This window comes from Microcoleus sp. F10-B2, from assembly GCF_036704965.1.
Taxonomy (GTDB): domain Bacteria; phylum Cyanobacteriota; class Cyanobacteriia; order Cyanobacteriales; family Microcoleaceae; genus Microcoleus.
In genome coordinates, this window is sequence record NZ_JAUBTB010000024.1 from 41,505 (window position 1) to 57,899 (window position 16,395).

13 protein-coding genes are annotated in these 16,395 nt (G+C 44.8%); 9 read left to right on the forward strand and 4 right to left on the reverse strand.

Annotated elements, in window-relative coordinates:
* The first annotated feature begins 1 nt into the window (after position 1).
* Positions 2 to 601, forward strand: a complete 600-nt coding sequence (locus tag QUA99_RS11875) for a Uma2 family endonuclease (protein WP_333235026.1) — start codon at positions 2 to 4, stop codon at positions 599 to 601.
* Between the two features lie 27 nt (positions 602 to 628).
* Complete coding sequence (locus QUA99_RS11880) at positions 629 to 2,938, forward strand: TIGR03986 family type III CRISPR-associated RAMP protein (RefSeq protein ID WP_333235027.1); 2,310 nt, start codon at positions 629 to 631, stop codon at positions 2,936 to 2,938.
* 139 nt (positions 2,939 to 3,077) lie between these two features.
* Here QUA99_RS11880 and guaA read toward each other — a convergent pair whose 3' ends face one another.
* Together guaA and cbiD are read right to left on the reverse strand one after the other, a co-directional pair.
* Entirely contained in the window at positions 3,078 to 4,679 is a 1,602-nt protein-coding gene (gene guaA, locus QUA99_RS11885; RefSeq protein ID WP_445251001.1) for a glutamine-hydrolyzing GMP synthase, read from the reverse strand.
* A gap of 347 nt (positions 4,680 to 5,026) precedes the next feature.
* Entirely contained in the window at positions 5,027 to 6,148 is a 1,122-nt protein-coding gene (gene cbiD, locus QUA99_RS11890; RefSeq protein ID WP_333235029.1) for a cobalt-precorrin-5B (C(1))-methyltransferase CbiD, read from the reverse strand.
* Between the two features lie 424 nt (positions 6,149 to 6,572).
* Between cbiD and QUA99_RS11895 the strand changes: the two genes are divergently transcribed.
* From QUA99_RS11895 to QUA99_RS11915, 5 genes are all read left to right on the forward strand, one after another.
* On the forward strand, positions 6,573 to 7,001 hold the full coding sequence (locus tag QUA99_RS11895; protein WP_333235030.1) for a hypothetical protein: 429 nt from the start codon (positions 6,573 to 6,575) through the stop codon (positions 6,999 to 7,001).
* A gap of 773 nt (positions 7,002 to 7,774) precedes the next feature.
* A complete protein-coding gene (locus QUA99_RS11900) occupies positions 7,775 to 9,214 on the forward strand; it encodes an MFS transporter (RefSeq protein ID WP_333235031.1) in 1,440 nt (479 codons plus the stop codon).
* 739 nt (positions 9,215 to 9,953) lie between these two features.
* Positions 9,954 to 11,000 carry a DUF2235 domain-containing protein gene (locus QUA99_RS11905; protein WP_333235032.1) on the forward strand — a complete coding sequence of 349 codons (1,047 nt, stop codon included), beginning with the start codon at positions 9,954 to 9,956 and terminating at the stop codon, positions 10,998 to 11,000.
* Between the two features lie 84 nt (positions 11,001 to 11,084).
* Entirely contained in the window at positions 11,085 to 12,731 is a 1,647-nt protein-coding gene (locus tag QUA99_RS11910; RefSeq protein ID WP_333235033.1) for a peroxidase family protein, read from the forward strand.
* A gap of 199 nt (positions 12,732 to 12,930) precedes the next feature.
* A complete protein-coding gene (locus QUA99_RS11915) occupies positions 12,931 to 14,133 on the forward strand; it encodes a catalase (protein WP_333235034.1) in 1,203 nt (400 codons plus the stop codon).
* Positions 14,134 to 14,484: 351 nt separating this feature from the next.
* On the opposite strand, the gene rpsD is transcribed toward QUA99_RS11915, so the two are convergent.
* Both rpsD and QUA99_RS11925 read right to left on the reverse strand, forming a co-directional pair.
* Positions 14,485 to 15,093, reverse strand: coding sequence for a 30S ribosomal protein S4 (gene rpsD / locus QUA99_RS11920; protein ID WP_333235035.1), 609 nt, complete (start codon positions 15,091 to 15,093; stop codon positions 14,485 to 14,487).
* Positions 15,094 to 15,254: 161 nt separating this feature from the next.
* A complete protein-coding gene (locus QUA99_RS11925; protein ID WP_333460341.1) occupies positions 15,255 to 15,407 on the reverse strand; it encodes a hypothetical protein in 153 nt (50 codons plus the stop codon).
* Here QUA99_RS11925 and QUA99_RS11930 point away from each other — a divergent pair.
* Positions 15,397 to 15,915 (forward strand): hypothetical protein, encoded by a 519-nt coding sequence (locus QUA99_RS11930; RefSeq protein WP_333460343.1) that lies wholly within the window; start codon positions 15,397 to 15,399, stop codon positions 15,913 to 15,915. The two genes, QUA99_RS11925 and QUA99_RS11930, sit on opposite strands and share 11 nt — an antisense overlap.
* A 130-nt stretch (positions 15,916 to 16,045) precedes the next feature.
* Positions 16,046 to 16,393 (forward strand): rhodanese-like domain-containing protein, encoded by a 348-nt coding sequence (locus tag QUA99_RS11935; protein WP_333235037.1) that lies wholly within the window; start codon positions 16,046 to 16,048, stop codon positions 16,391 to 16,393.
* The last annotated feature ends 2 nt before the right edge of the window (positions 16,394 to 16,395 follow it).

A 16,395-nucleotide genomic window follows, 5' to 3' on the forward strand; every position in this document is an offset into this window, starting at 1 on the left:
TATGATTGCTGAACCTCAATACAATCAAAAAATGACGGCGGAAGAATACGTAGAATGGGAAGCCAAGCAAGAACTTCGTTATGAATATATTGATGGCGAAATTTTGGCAATGACTGGGGGTACTCTTCCTCATAACAGCGTTGCTCTCAACTTTTATACAGCCCTAAGACCTCATTTACGTCACAGAGGTTGTCAAGCTTATGTGTCAGATGCGAAAGTTCAACCCGTTAAAAGTAGTCGTTATTTCTATCCAGATTTAGTTGTAACCTGCGACTCATATGACCTGAAAGCGCGCGATTTAATTCAAAATCCTAAAGTCATTGTTGAGGTTCTTTCGCCCGGGACTGAAACTTACGATCGCACAAAAAAATTAAAATATTATCGCCAGATTCCGAGTTTGCAAGAATATGTCTTAGTTGATTCAGAAGACATAGTAGTTGAGGTTTATCGTCGAGGAGAAGGTAAAATGTGGCTTTATTATGAGTATGAAGCTGGCGAGGCAATCTCTTTAGAAAGTATTGAGTTTGAATGTGCGATCGAACTTTTGTATGAAGGGGTTAGTTTTGAGCAAGAGTTACAAAATCAATATAGATTAAGTTAATTCACAGAATCTTAAGGAGATTGAACTATGAATCCCAAGCATATCAAGAAGATTGAACAAGTCGATCGTATAGCTAAAGCACCTTACAACTTTGTTGAATTACCTGACAAAGTTGTTGAAGCCGAGGATTTACCAAATGGCGATCGCTATCATTTAGAACGTCACACTGGCAGAATTGAATGCACTCTAACAACCAAATCTCAACTATACACTCGTTGTGGTTGGAGTCCAAAAGATTTTGCAGAACATGGTGAAAAAGCTTTTAAAGACTTACCAGACGATATCAAGCATAAGAGAGCTAACTTTTTTATCAATCCTGCTACTCAGAAACCGATTGTACCCGGTAGTAGTATACGGGGAATGCTGCGAACGTTAGTTGAAATTGTAAGTTTTGGAAAAATTGACCGCGTAACTGAAAATAAACTATTCTATCGTTCACTTGGCGATCCGGCTTTAAAATATATTTATCCAGCTAACTTTGTTGACAACCTTGGAGATGTACAGCATTCACCAAATCCTAAAGCTCCGTGCTATCACTCTAAAGTTCATGCAGGTTTTTTATGCAAGCGTAACAACTCTTACGTTATTGAAAAATGTGGTTATGGACGAATCGATCGACATTCTAATAATAGAGTTATTCCTAACCTTCCCAGTCAAGCCAATCTTCCAACTAAACCGATATATCAAGGGACTGGCCCAGGAAAAATACCAAGCTGGACATATCAACATCAAACTGTTTATGTTGCAATAGATCGATCTGAACAAGATTACTTTTTCCGCAAACAAATGAATAGGAATGGCGGACAGCGCCATCCCGATTTTTATTTACGCTTACGTAAAATTCACTCTGCCAGTTTTACTGCTGCACCAAACTTACAGAAAGGAACGCTTGTAATAACAGGAGATATGCAGCACAAGCATCTAGAGTTTGTGTTTTTAGACGAAAATTTAAAAGAGTATCCAGTGACAGAGGAAATGGTCAGGCGTTTTCAAGATGATGACCAAATAACCAAGTGGCAAAAAGATGCCTATCCTCAAGATAAGCCGTCTAATGGTTGCCGTCAGCAGAATGGATATATTCGAGATGGCGAACCTGTGTTTTTCTTGCTCAATAATGATGGAGAGACTGTTCGCTTTTTTGGACGAGCACAGATGTTTCGTTTACCCTACGAGCATTCTCCGTTAGATTTTGTCCCTCCCAAATTGAGAGATACTTCACGTACAGATATTGCTGAAGCTATTTTTGGCTATCTAAATGGTAAAAAACCGAGAGAACAAACTTGCGCTGGTCGAGTATTCATCAGTGATGACACACTTAAGCCCAATCAGGAGGAAAAAGTAAAACCAAGTTTGGATAAAACACCTGAATCAATTCTCCTTTCTAGCCCCAAACCTACCACATTTCAGCATTATCTAGTTCAGCAGGATGTAACTCAGGATAATCTCAAACACTACGCTAATAAGCCACCAACTGATACAGAAGCAGGAGAAACTGTTATTCGAGGACATAAGCTGTACTGGCATAAACCCTGTAAAATTGCAGTTCCCGCAGATTCAGATACTCAAACCAGCTTAGTTAAACCTATCGATCCAGAAATTGACTTTACTTTCAAAGTTTATTTTGAAAACCTCAGTAATGTTGAACTGGGTGCACTGTTGTGGGTGTTGAGTCTGAGCAGTGATAAATCACAAACACTCGAAACTGGCAAACAGGGCGAAAAATACTGTTTTTCTCTTGGTATGGGTAAACCGCTGGGGATGGGTGCGGTGAATATTGACTATGAATTGCATTTGAGCGATCGCAAAGAACGCTATAAAAATCTATTTAACGGTACTAAGTGGAAAACTGGCGAAGAAGACCAATCTCAAACGCCTGAAAAAGAAGAAGAATCTGTGAAAGCATTTGAGAAATATATACTTGATTGGATTTGTTGTCAGGATTATCCAAAAGAGCGAAATAGAGAACAACTCCAACACTTAAAGCAATTGCCACGAATTGAGATGTTATTGGCGATGCTACGGTGCGATCCTCCAAATGCAAAACAGACTCGATATATGACGATTAAACCTGACAATGAGTACAAAGATCGTCCTGTCTTGCCAACTCCTTTAGATGTGATGAGGATACCGGATAACCGCAGATGCGATGGCACTTCAAGTAATTCAAATTCTAACTTGCCAAAGCCAATAATTAAAAAATCATCCCCAGAAATATCAAATCAAAAAACGCACTTTAATTCGCCTAAGCCAGAACCTAAACAGAAGACCGATCGAGATGAAGGTGGAAGTGGCGTGAATTTGGCAACTCAAAGACCCTCAAAACCACCCAAACGTTGAGCCGATCGCCCTTCCCACTCCTTCATCCCCTGAAGCCCGTGAAGCGTAGCTATCCGGTAGGGAATCGCCCTTTTATCCAAAATCACAATAAGCAGACAGACAACAAAATCTGTCCGCCTGCTTAATGACTAACTACAAATCACTCCCACTCGATCGTACCGGGCGGCTTAGAAGTAATATCGTAAACCACCCGGTTCACCCCCTTAACCTCATTCACAATCCGATTCGAGATCAGTTCCAACAAATCGTAAGGAACCCGCGCCCAATCAGCCGTCATCCCGTCTTCACTCTTAATAAACCGCAGAACGATCGGGTAAGCATAAGTGCGCTGATCGCCCATCACCCCTACACTGCGAATCGGTAGCAAAACTGCAAAAGCTTGCCAAAGTTCACCGTACAATCCGTGGCGGTTAATTTCTTGGCGAACAATGAAATCAGCATCCCGCAAAATATTTAGTCTGTCTGCGGTAACTTCTCCTATAATCCGAATCGCCAATCCCGGGCCGGGGAAAGGCTGTCGGTTCACGATTTCTTCGGGAAGCCCGATCGACCGGCCGACTTTTCGCACCTCATCCTTAAACAGTTTTCGCAGCGGTTCGATCAGCTTAAATCGCAAATCTTTCGGCAAACCCCCCACGTTGTGGTGGCTTTTAATTTTAACAGCAACTCGCTCGCCGCTTTTCGGGTCTACATTAGTGTCAGCCGACTCAATCACATCTGGATAAAGAGTACCTTGTGCCAGGTAGTCGAAGGGGCCCAGACGCTTCGATTCTTCTTCAAATACGTTGATAAACTCGTGACCGATCCGCTTGCGTTTTACTTCCGGATCGGTAATCCCTTCAAGTTGAGCTAAAAAGCGTTCGCGAGCATTAACATACTCAACGTCAATGTGGAATTGCTCTTTAAATAATTTTACCAACCGTTCTGGCTCATACTTCCGCATAAACCCTTGGTCGATAAACATACAGGTAAGTTGGTCGCCGATCGCCTTGTGCAGCAAGAAAGCCAAAGTAGAAGAATCTACACCGCCCGATAGAGCCAGCAAAACTCGTTTCTCTCCCACTTGCTCTCGAATTTCGCGAATCGATTGCTCCACAAAAGTAGCAGTCGTCCAAGTCGGTTCGCACTCGCAAATGTGGTAAACAAAATTGCGAATTAAAGCTATCCCCCCGATCGAGTGAACCACTTCTGGATGGAACTGAACGCCGTACAAATTTTTCTCGTGGTTAGCAACAGCAGCACACGGAGTATTGTCCGTGTGAGCCAGGATCTCAAAACCCGACGGCAACTCGGAACAGGAGTCTCCGTGGCTCATCCACATCGTGCTGCCTTCTTCGACATTTGTCAGCAAATCCGTAGGATCGTCAATAAATAGCGATGCCTTGCCGTATTCGGCTAATTTAGCCCGCTCAACCGTTCCTCCGAGCTGCTTTACCATCAACTGCATCCCGTAACACACTCCCAACACCGGTATTCCTAAATTCCAAATTTCTGGGTCGCATTGGGGTGCTTTTTCATCGTATACAGAACTCGGGCCTCCTGAAAGAATAATTCCTTTAGGATTGATAGCTCTTAACTGTTCTGCCGTAGTGCGGTAAGAAATAACTTCTGAATATACTTGAGTTTCGCGAATGCGGCGAGCAATCAGTTCGGAATATTGGGAACCGAAGTCGAGAATCACGATGATCTGGCGATCTATCTGCCCCAGAGAAGAGTTTGTGAGGACTGATTCAGTTTTTATTTGAGTAGTCACGGTTATTGCGTAATTGCTAATTGCTAATTGGGTCGAACGTAGCGGAGATATCTGTCGCGCTCTCAGTACAATACTGAGGAAGGTAAGTAATTATTAGTCGCTAGGAATAAATCTTATTTATACTAGATTGCTGTCAGCGATGTTAGCCGATTAATCGGGCACAGGGCAAGCATAGATTTACTTCGAGCCTTACCCTAATTAATTGAACTCTTGCGTCAGAAATTGCGTCCCAAAGCAACCTAGTATAATTAAGGTCTAGGGACTAAGAATTATTACTTGTTAAATATTATCCCTGATTGATGTTTTAAACATAATTCAGGGATATTCACACTACATTAACAAATTTGGGTCAGAAATGTATCTCCTATGTCACTTTTAACAATAATTTTGCGATCGCGCCCGAACATCACCGATCCCACGGGGATGCGCAGGTTAGTGTGAGTAAAAATGCAATCCGATGAGCGCAAGTCTATTTGTCGGGCGATGTCGCCGTAAATTCGATCGACCCAATTGCTCCCGCACTCGCCGTCCAAAGCCCGCAGTTGGCCGAGAGCGTCTTCGGCTGTCGCGGCGGCAAAAATTGCGGAACACGCATCCGCAGGCATTCCAGCCTTAGCACAGTAAGCTGTGAGAATTTCCCTGCGCCCGTCGGCGAGGTGGTGGTGAGTGTGAAAAATTCCCGCCGCCAATTTCATCAGTTTCCCGTGATAGCCAAACAGCAAAATTGACTGCACGCCCTGATATCCGGCTTCTACCAGCAGCGGGCCGAGCCAGTTAGCGGTTTTGACGAGCCTAGAGGGATTAATCCCCAGTTGTTGCGCCAAATCCAAGCCGTTTTCGCCGATGCAGAAGACTAAAGTGTCAAACAGTTCGGCTTTTTGTTGCAGTTGTTCGCGGTAAACTTCCAACTGTCCCGGGGCACTCAGCGGTTGAGAAATGCCAGTTGTACCCAGCAGCGAAAGTCCTTCTACCACGCCGAAAGCTTCGTTAGAAGTGCGGGTGGCCAGTTGGCGCCCTGACGGCAGAATCAGGGTGACAGTAATTTTTTCAGACGGTGCGAGTTCTCGGCTCAGATTCGCACGCAACAGTCGCATCGCGTAATCATAGATTGCCGCTCCTCCGCCTGCTTTGTGATGTCCAATTCCCTCGCCGCCAACAATCTGTATTTGTTCCCCCTCTTCCCCTCTCCCCAATTCCACCATTGCCCAAACGGGGGTATTCCGAGTCAGATCGAGGTTGTCCCCCGGATCGGAGCGAGTCACGCCCAAAGCGGTACCTGTTTTGAGTAGAGACGCCTGCTCGATCGGAATTTCTGCCGTTATTGGCGGTTCCAGTAAATTTACTGATACGCTATCTAGAAATTTAATACCATCACGCAAGCACCTCAAGGCTGCAAGTGCTGCCGCACAGGCAAATACTGGCAGTGTATACCCGGATAAAGGTTGAGTTTTTGTCACAATCTAATGCAGAGATCCGTAAATTTGCCGGCGATCTAGATCACGCCGTAGCAGTGATACCCCTCAAACATTTAAGCTTAGTTTTAGGGTTTGCTATTATCAGCAGTTAGCGTAATTTTTGTCAAGTAATAATTTTGTCCTCGCAGTTCCCGAGCTCAGCCACACTTTTTTTGATGTGCGATTGCCAACAACCTACTCCGAAGCCTTACGGGCACGTGCGGGGGATTTCCACAAACAACCCGGAATCTCGATCGGGAGTGCGTCCTGGACTGACGAACTTATTCCTGGAATTAGAGACAAATACTATAAACAGGTTCAAAAACAAGATGGTTATAGCTATCTTCCACAGACGTTGCACCCTTTTTCCTCCCATCTACCCCGTGCTGAGTACAGCTAGGGTGAGGGTCTCCCTGGGGGAAGAAATATGAAGACCCCCACTACCCTCATCCAGTCAGTTGTTTCGGGTTCAACCGCTCAAATCGATCCCGAAACCAGCGAACCCCACACCGTTGTTTTGCAGCCCAAGGGCTGTCTCGGTGGCATCGCTGTGGTAGATTTCCAAATTAATTTGGAGCAAGCTTTGGAAAGGGCTGCCCTTGGAGTTGTCGTGGATATGCAGCAAGTAGATGCTGTCGCCCCAGAGGGAATTGCCGCGCTCGCTCGAGGGCTGGAGTTAGCAGCTATACTCGGCAAGTCGATCGTCCTTCATTCTATAGATTTAGCTAGCCGTAAAGGTTTGAGAGCCGAGTGGAGGCGCTCGTGCGAAATTTGTTTTGGCCCTTGGGGCGACTTGTTAGATGGGGAATTTGAGCAATTTTTGGCAGGCGAAATGCTGCGATCGCTTCCTTGTTAAGCCCTCAAACATACTTTTTTACAATTAGCCAATTTATATCTCCCAAGCGGTTGATGTCCTGGCGATCGCTTGGCGTCTATATTGATAACAATTACCCGGAAGTGCCAGTCTAGCTTTCAACCTAACATCTTGAAGGCGCGGCTGGCTTTATCTTACCATGCTAACTCAGCAATTACCCTTATAAAGATTAACTTTTCTCGGTCAAAACCTGTCTCCGAATACAAGCTCCTGATTTTAATTATCGTGGAGAAAAACAAACTTGTTGCCTGGATTTAAAGTCTCCTGATTTATAGTAGAAATAAGAAGGCTTTAGCTATCGAGGAGAGAAGGAATAATATCGTTTCCGGTGGCATCGGAATGATACCGAGGACACGGCGCCGTGCCGTCTAGAAAGCTGTGGGCAATATTAATTCAGATGCTACCGGAGTTGATATAAGCAATCGACCGCATGGGTTTGGGAAATTAAGAAATTCCTAAGCGTCTGGCGCAGTTGCTATATCAGTAAAGTAAGTCTTTTCCAGGAAGGTTAGAAACCCAATTTCTAGGAAAAATACTGAGTTGAGCAACCATAAATAAGTAGATATACGGGAAAATACATAAGTATGTCATTGCGAAGAAAACTAAGCAATCGCTATTGTTATGAGAGGTTGAGAGGCTGTTACACTCAAATTTATTTGTGTCTATCTACTTAGACGGATCAACTAGGTTTCCAATCGAAGTCTAGGTAATTCCTAAGTAAATTCAGTCTTTCGCAATCTAAAATCTAAAATTTTATGACTATGGTTGAACCAGTTGCAGAGTTAAATCAACCTCTATCTCTTCAGACTGCAGAAATAGTAGACCAGAAAATATTTCAGCTCGTTCTCTCTCCAAAAATAGCTCTCAAATTTTCCAAAAAAGACGTTCGATCGACCCTGAAAGCCTCAACTCTAGACGGCGTTTTTGCCAGTGTCTTCGAGTCGGCGACCGCCGGCGTGCTGCTGAGCAACTTCTTGCTGCAACTCGGTGCCAGCAGCGTGGAAATAGGTATATTCTCTGCTATTCCGATGGTGGTAAATCTCCTGCAACCATTAGGAGCCTACATTGCAGACCGCACAACCAGTCGCTACTGCTACAACCTAGGGATATTCGGCGCGTCTCGGCTGCTGTGGCTGGTGCTGGCGGTGGCAATTGTTTGTGGTTCCCAACACGCAGACTCCCACCAACTGCTGCTGTGGACGCTGGCAACCGTCTTAGCAGCTAGCGTGTTAGGAGCTTTTGCCAGTGCTAACTGGTTTAGTTGGCTTGCCGCGGTGGTTCCTCACCGTTTGCGGGGACGCTATTTTGGCTTTCGCAACAGTGCTACGAGTTTGATTAGTTTGCTGGGAGTGCCGCTTATGGGAATGTTTGTGTCAACTTGGGGCGCAGATCCAATTTTGGGCTACGGTGTTGTTTTATTGGTGGGTGTTTTGGCGGGAATGATTAGTTTGGGGTGTCAATTCTTCATGGTTGATGTGAATCCGCAGGTGTACAAAAAAGATGCACAGAGCGATCGACTTACAGAGAAAAAAGAAAAGGGAATAACAGATTTTGTCCCTTCTGCACTCAAAAATTATAATTTTTTAATGTTTATTCTTTACTTCAGTATCTGGACATTTGCAGTTAATCTCTGCGCGCCTTTTTTTAATATCTACCTGCTGAAAGAATTAAGCTTGGATGTGAGTTTGGTAACGATTTACGGCAGCTTGAGTTCCGGGGCAAATCTACTGCTGCTGATGTTTTGGGGCAAGTTGGCCGATCGCTTGGGAAATCGCCCCCTGCTAATTGCGGTAGGGCTGGTGGTGGCGATAACGCCTTTGCTGTGGTTGGGTACGGGCAATTATCCGTTTGCGGTTTGGGTGTGGCTGCCGCTGCTGCATATGCTGGGGGGAACGACTTTAGGGGCGATCGGCTTGTGTACTAACAATATTCAAATGGAGATAGCGTCGATCGAGCAACCCTCGACTTATTTTGCGATCGCCGCAGCAGTTTCGGGAGTAGCTGGGGCTTTGGGAACTACTGCAGGCGGGTTTGTTGCCGAACTTCCCGGCATGAGTTTGGGCTCGCTGTTTGCCCTCTCGGCTGCTGTGCGCCTGATTGGCCTTGTGCCTTTGGTTTTGGTGCGAGAACCCCGCAGCCAGTCGCTGCGGTCGATCGTCCCCACTTTTGGACGCTTCAAATTTAACCGGAGCTAGAAAATTGTCCCACAAATTTACCGATCGAGAAACCAGAAAAGCCCACAGATTGTTAAAAACTTAAAGCACATCGCAGAAAATCTGAGAGTTGCTGCAACAAATTTTAATCCAAAACACAGTCCAAACCTGATACAGCGTATTCCAGGTTTGTGAAGTGTAGGGACACGGCGCCGTGCCGTGTCGAAAGGAGGGGAAGCTCACGATAGGCGGGTGTACTTCATAAACGTGGAATTTGCTGTATTTGTTCGGCCAATACGTCAGCATTATCTTGCAGCAAACTGACAAATCGATAAGATATAGCTGTTGTAAAAACTGACCAGACAGAGCGTAAATCTGTTTAAATGTTTGTTAGCTATGCCATCCGATCGTTATTCATGTTAGGAGAATCAAGCATTTTCCCACAACCAAACCTACTATTTCACGCTCTGAATTTTTTACGTTTTAGGTAAATCGAGGACTTTCCCAGAACCCAACCTACTATTTCACGCTCTGAATTTTTTAGTTAAGAAATATAAATAAAATTAACATTTTAATACAGCCAACTAGACTAGATGGTGTTTTGAGACTACTATCCTGAGAATCGAAAAAGCTAAAGATTGCCAGCAAAATATCAATTTCCAGCAATCAATGATCGGCGATCGCTGTCAGGCGATAGAAACACTGGAATTGGCAATTGTCTTGTAACCGATTACCAAAGACAGCTCGCTCTCAAATTTTAGTTCAAAGAGAGAATATAAAAATGACGAAACCAGGGAAACGTCTGATCGTTTGCTGTGATGGAACTTGGAACAAACTAGATACTACTTGCCCAACTAATGTGGTTAAGCTTGCCCAGGCCGTGAAACGGACAGCCAGTGACGGGGTTCCGCAGATCGTGTTTTATGACGAGGGAATTGGAGTAGACAGTAACAAGATTGTGGGCGGAGTCACTGGGCTGGGAATCGATAAAAATATACAAGATGCCTATCGTTTTCTTTCTTTCAACTACGATCGGGGTGACGAAATCTATCTATTCGGGTTCAGTCGCGGTGCTTACACAGTCAGGAGTCTAGCGGGGATGATCTATTGCTCCGGTCTCCTATCCCGCCGTAACGTTACCATGGCATCACAAGCTTACGAGCTTTACCGTAAGCGAGAGATTTCACCAAAGCATCCGGAAGCAAAGAGTTTCCGCGAAAAATTCGGCAAAGATAAGGGCGATCGCGTCCCGATTACCTTGCTTGGTTGTTTCGACACCGTTGGAGCCCTTGGTATTCCTCTTGTACCCGCCTTGAAGAAGTTTGAGGGACAGATCAAAACAAGGTACAAATTCCACGACACCACTTTAAATAAGGATATTGAGAATGCGTTGCACGCCGTTGCGATCGACGAAATTCGCGAAATCTTTGATGTTACCCTGATGAAGAAAAATCCTGATGCCCCGAAGCAGAAGCTTCGTCAAGTTTGGTTTCCAGGCGAGCATGGCTGCATCGGCGGTGGTACGCCAGCATACCGCGGGTTATCAGATGCTGTCTTGAAGTGGATGTTGGATCAAATCAGTGACCTTGAATTGAAGCTGGAATTCGAGCCAGAGGCCATTGAGGATATCAAGCCTGATTATAAGGCTTCATTTCAAAATAATCCTGGGTTCTTCAAATTGGCAGGAATCAAGTGGCGCGAGGTGGGGGAGACCCTTGAGGATCTTCATGAAAGCGCGATCGAGCGATTGAAAAAACGCCAAGACTATCGGCCTAAGAATCTGCAAAAGATTCTCTCCAAAGTAATTGATGAAAATCGAGAAAAATGATAAAACTTTATCAAAATCTCAGAACCGAACATCAGAAGACTTTGTAATCTACCTAATCTACAACAATCGAAAGGAAAAGCAATCATGACAAGAGATACATCTAGAGATGGATTCAGCAACAAAGCTTTAGCATATACGTTGACTCATTTCAAACCAATTTGGGATTTAGTTCAAAGTTACGAGCCTCTGAAACGTAAACTAAACAAATTTTTTCTCAATAGCATCATTTACAAACTTCCGACTCGCCCGCTTCCCTATAGCTTAATGGGCTTAGATCCCAAAATTCCAGGGACAGATATTCCCAAGAAAACTGATACCTACATCTCTTGGGATTCACTTACAGACAAGACTTATACTGGGCGACATTTACCTCCCGACCCAGAATTCAACAAAGAAGGCAATTTACCACCACTCGACAAAGTAAAGACCTTATTCCAAAAAAGAGATGGAAAAACCATTTATTCGGAAAAATCCACTCTGCTATTTCCCTATTGGGTGCAGTGGTTTACAGATAGTTTTCTCCGGATCGATCAGGAAAACCGCTTCAAAAATACCTCCAACCATCAGATTGATATGTGTAATGTTTACGGGTTGACCCGCAAACAAACAAATATGCTCAGAGCTTTCAAAGACGGTAAATTTAAAACCCAAAAACTCAAGCGCAAAGATGGCGTAGAAGAAGAGTATCCACTCTTTTATTATGCCGATCCTGAGCAGGGTATTATCGATCCTCAATTTGAAGGTCTTCATGCACCCCTTAATGATGAGAAAAGACAACCCCCCGAAAAGAAAAGCAAGCTATTTGCAATGGGAGTTGAACGGGCAAACGTCCAAATTGGCTATGTCATGCTCAACACTTTATGTATCAGGGAGCATAATCGAATTTGTGATGTTTTGTCCAAAAGCTATCCGGAATGGGACGATGAAAGGCTCTTCCAAACCGCGAGAAATATTCTTATGGTGATTGTTCTCAATATCATTATGGAAGAGTACATTTTCCACATTACGCCCTATAATTTTAGGTTTTTTGCCGATCCTGAAGCTTTTACCAAGGAAAGTTGGTATCGAGAAAATTGGATGGCGATTGAGTTTAGTTTTGTCTATCGCTGGCATAGTGCGATTCCGGAAACCTTTATCTATGACGGAAAAGAAAAATCCATGTACGATTCCCTCTGGAATAATCAGATGTTAATCGATAAGGGGTTGGGTGCATTGATGGAAGAAAGTTGTTCCCAACCAGGTACTAGAATTGGTTTGTTTAACACACCTGATTTTAAGATCGCAGGAACACCCTATACATTTATTGATGCTACCGAACTAGCATCTGTTAAACTCGGACGGCAGGCGCAGTTAGCCAGTTATAACGATTACCGCGAAATGTGTGGTTATCCCAGGGTGAGTGATTTCAATCAAATTACGGGTGACGAATACGCTCAACAGAAATTAAAAGAGTTGTACGGTCATGTTGATAAGATTGAACTATTTGTCGGATTGTACGCTGAAGATGTCCGGAAAAATTCAGCAATTCCGCCTTTAGTAGCACGGATCATTGGCATTGATGCTTTCTCCCAAGCTTTAACTAATCCTTTGTTATCGCCTAAAGTCTTCAATAAGGAAACTTTTTCTGAGGTTGGTTGGGAAATTATCCAAAATACCAAAACAGTCTCTGATTTAGTGAATCGTAATGTTCCTCCAAGCGATCCCAAGTACAAAGTCTCTTTCGATCTTTAAGTTGTAGCTGACAACTAAGACTCAAGGTAGTGGGCGGCGCAAACACACCTGCGCCCTCAAAAATGAGGAAGAAAAAGGCGATATTTTCGCAAGCGCTCGGCTACGGCAATTCGGAAGCAATTGCACCAGCATTTATACTATTTAACAGATGCAACGGTTTGTGTAGAGCCTTTTTTAGCAATTAACCGAAGGTTATGTGATGAACAAGAAGTTATTTACCGAATATCCCGAACAGGACGAACGCAAATACTACGATCTTTTGGTTGAGCAAGCCAAGCTTCGGATGGATAATCTTTACGGGGATAAGGAGCGGGCGCTGCGAGATACTCACGCCAAAACTCATGCCTGCGTTAAAGGAACTCTGGAAATTTTTGACTTTGATGAGGAAGCGATTAAACGGGAATTGGGCAAACGCGCTTCGTTAAGTTCTTCGCAACTCAATGCTATTTCTCTGAAGCAAGGTTTGCTGGCAAAACCCAAAGAATATCCTGTGTGGTTGCGATTTGCTAACGGGGCTACCAAAGTATACCCTGATTACCAAAAAGATTCCCGCTCAATGTCAGTGAAAGTGATGGCAGTGGAAGGGGAACGGCTGGCGCAAAGCCACGAGTCAAAAACCCAGGACATTATTGTTCACAATTCAGAGATATTTGTGAGTCAAACCATCAAAGACTACTACGGCTTTTTTTCTGCTCTGGTTGAATCACCAGAGACATTGAAAAAGTGGCTAATACGACATCCCAGACACTTTCTAGCGGTCTCGACGCTTACGGGTAGCCGGACTCCGAAGAGTTTGCTAACAGCCAAATATTGGAGCGGTTCACCCTCTGCTTTGGGTCTCTATCCCGATTTCGATCCCTCTAAACCTGGTCTAGTGCCTGTCGAATATCCTGCTGTAATTAAGTATGGGTTTACTCCGGTTTCATGCAAACCGCCGCACGAGATAATTCCAGAACAATCTCGACCGGGAATTCCTAAAATTCCCTTTGTCGATCGCGCTAAAGCCTTGCGTTTAGATCCCAATAAACCAGACAATTATTACCGGGACGATCTAATTCAAGCCTTGGCGAAACCTGATGCCCAATACTGGTGGGATTTTGGCATCCAGTTCCAAACTAGCCTAAAAATGCCGGTCGACGATGGCATCAATGTCTGGAAGGAACAGGATTCACCCTTCTTGAGAGTAGGTCGTCTCACCGTCAAGCATCAGATTATTGATTATGAAAAACAATCTGATTTCAACGAAAATCTGAGATATTCTCCCTGGAACGGCTTAGCAGTTCATCGTCCAGTAGGTGCGATCAATCGGATACGCGGTGTTGTTTACCCTGTTGTAGCGAATTATCGCCTTCAAAAGCGAGGTCTCGTCCACCACGAACCAACAGGAGAAGAAACATTTTAAGGGAATAACTTGAGGCTGGGACATCATTTAATGCCATCAGGCAGGTGTCGTCCTAGCAAATGGCAACTGAAGGAAGTTAACAAGCGAAACCTTCAAAAAATCCCATCCCTTTTTAGAGGGTGGGAGTGTTGAAAATTATTAATTCTTAGTCCTCAGTCCTCAGTCATCAGTTTTGTGTGAGTAGAAATTGATTAATCCCCGCAGGGACACGGCATTGCCGTGTCCCTAATCGACGCTCGACCTGGAATACACGTCAATGCCGTGTCCCTACTCGATCGACCTGGAATAGGCTGTAATAATTCCACCTTCAACCAACTGATGACTAATAACCAACGACTGATGGTTAATAACTTAGGCTTGCCGTGAGTAGTATTCCACCACTAACAGTTCGTTAATCTGAAGAGCAATCCACTCGCGTTCGATAACGCCGTTAACTTTGCCAATCAGTTTTTGCTTGTCAAATTCCAAGTGATTGGGCAAGTGAGCCAAGCCTGGGTCTTTGAGATTGGTTTCAACCATTGTGCGCGATCGCTCTCTATTTTTCACCGCAATCACATCACCAGGCTTGCACTGATAGCTGGCAATATTGACTTCACGGTCATTGACAGTTATGTGACCGTGATTTACCAATTGTCTAGCGGACGGAATGGTTGGAGCCATTCCCATCCGAAACACAGTATTGTCCAAGCGCATTTCCAAAAATTGCAGTAACACTTGACCTGTGGAGCCCGTGACACGGCGGGCTTTGCGGACGTAACGGAGCAGTTGGCGTTCCGTCACACCGTAATTGAAACGGAGTTTTTGCTTTTCTTGCAAGCGAACAGCGTACTCAGAGAGCTTTTTGCGGTTTTGACCGTGCTGTCCGGGCGGATAATCTCGTCTGGGAGTTTTGCGGGTTAGACCCGGCAACTCTTTCAGACGACGGACGATTCTCAATCGGGGGCCTCGATATCGAGACATTTATTTTCCTCTCTAATATCTGTATGCAATTTTATGCAGACTCTATATTATATGTTTGTAACGGTCAAAATTCCAACAAAGATCGATAAAAAAACGATCGACCGCAGCGCGATCCATAATGTGCGGTAAATTCTGAAGGAAAAGCCGATCGATCGCCCCAATCAGCCAAAAAAACTCACTACTCGATCTGCCATGCACAACCGCAATTTTTCCAGCACTTGTTCCCCAAAGCCAGCATCAACAGGCTCAAGCCCTACCGGGCGCTGGATTTTGGCTTTCGGCACGCAGCTAGCAGCACTCGGTTTGTTAGCCACAGCACTGCCAATCTCCCCAGCCTCAGCCATCACTATTAGAATTCCTCGCTCTAGGAATCCCTATCGCGTCTGCGCCTTGGAACTAATCGAAGCGGGAGTGGGGGCAGAGACAGCCGCCGCTGCTTGTGCGGACGCGCTCCGCCCCCGCGACATATCTAAATGCGCTCTCCAAATCAACCGCAAAACCAATATTTCTGGTGTCGAAGCGCTCTCTAGCTGTCGGCGGGTGAGGCGTCCCGCCGAATTAGCTACTTGCGTAGTGAATATTAACGGCAAAAGTCGAACTCAACCTGCGGCTCCGCTGGTAGTGCTCGATGGATGCCGCCGCAGTTTATTGCCACAACAGTTTTCTGAATGCGTAGTCGGTTTGAGCGGCAGGCTCGACTTTCCCACTGACAGGTTAATCGCCACTTGTCTTGACCCGAGAGACAGCGTGAGCCAGTTGGACGGGCGTCCTGCACCTACCCCTCCTGTGGAGCTAATTCCACCGCCTTCGCCCCTCAATTAATCACTGTTAACAGTTGACTGTTGAGGGTTGACTGTTAACTGTTGAGGGTTGACTGTTAACTGTTAACAATCTAAAATCTAAAATCTAAGATCTAAAATCGATTGACTGATGACTACTTTTTTATAATCAAATGTCAGAAATTTTTGCTCAAATTACAGTCGAAGAATTAGCTCGCCAATTAGCAGAAACCAATGCTGATAAATTGCAGCTTGTAGACGTGCGGGAACCTTACGAAATTGAACTCGCGGCGCTGCCGGGATTTGTAGCTTTTCCGCTGAGCGAGTTTGCCGAATGGTCTGGTGAAATTGACGCTAGACTCGATCGCGACACGGAAACCCTAGTTTTGTGCCATCACGGAGTGCGATCGGCTCAAATGTGCCACTGGTTAGCCGAGCGAGGATTTACCAACGTTAAAAATATCGTTGGCGGCATCGATGCTTACTCAATGGTGGTCGATCGAACTATCCCACGTTATTAACA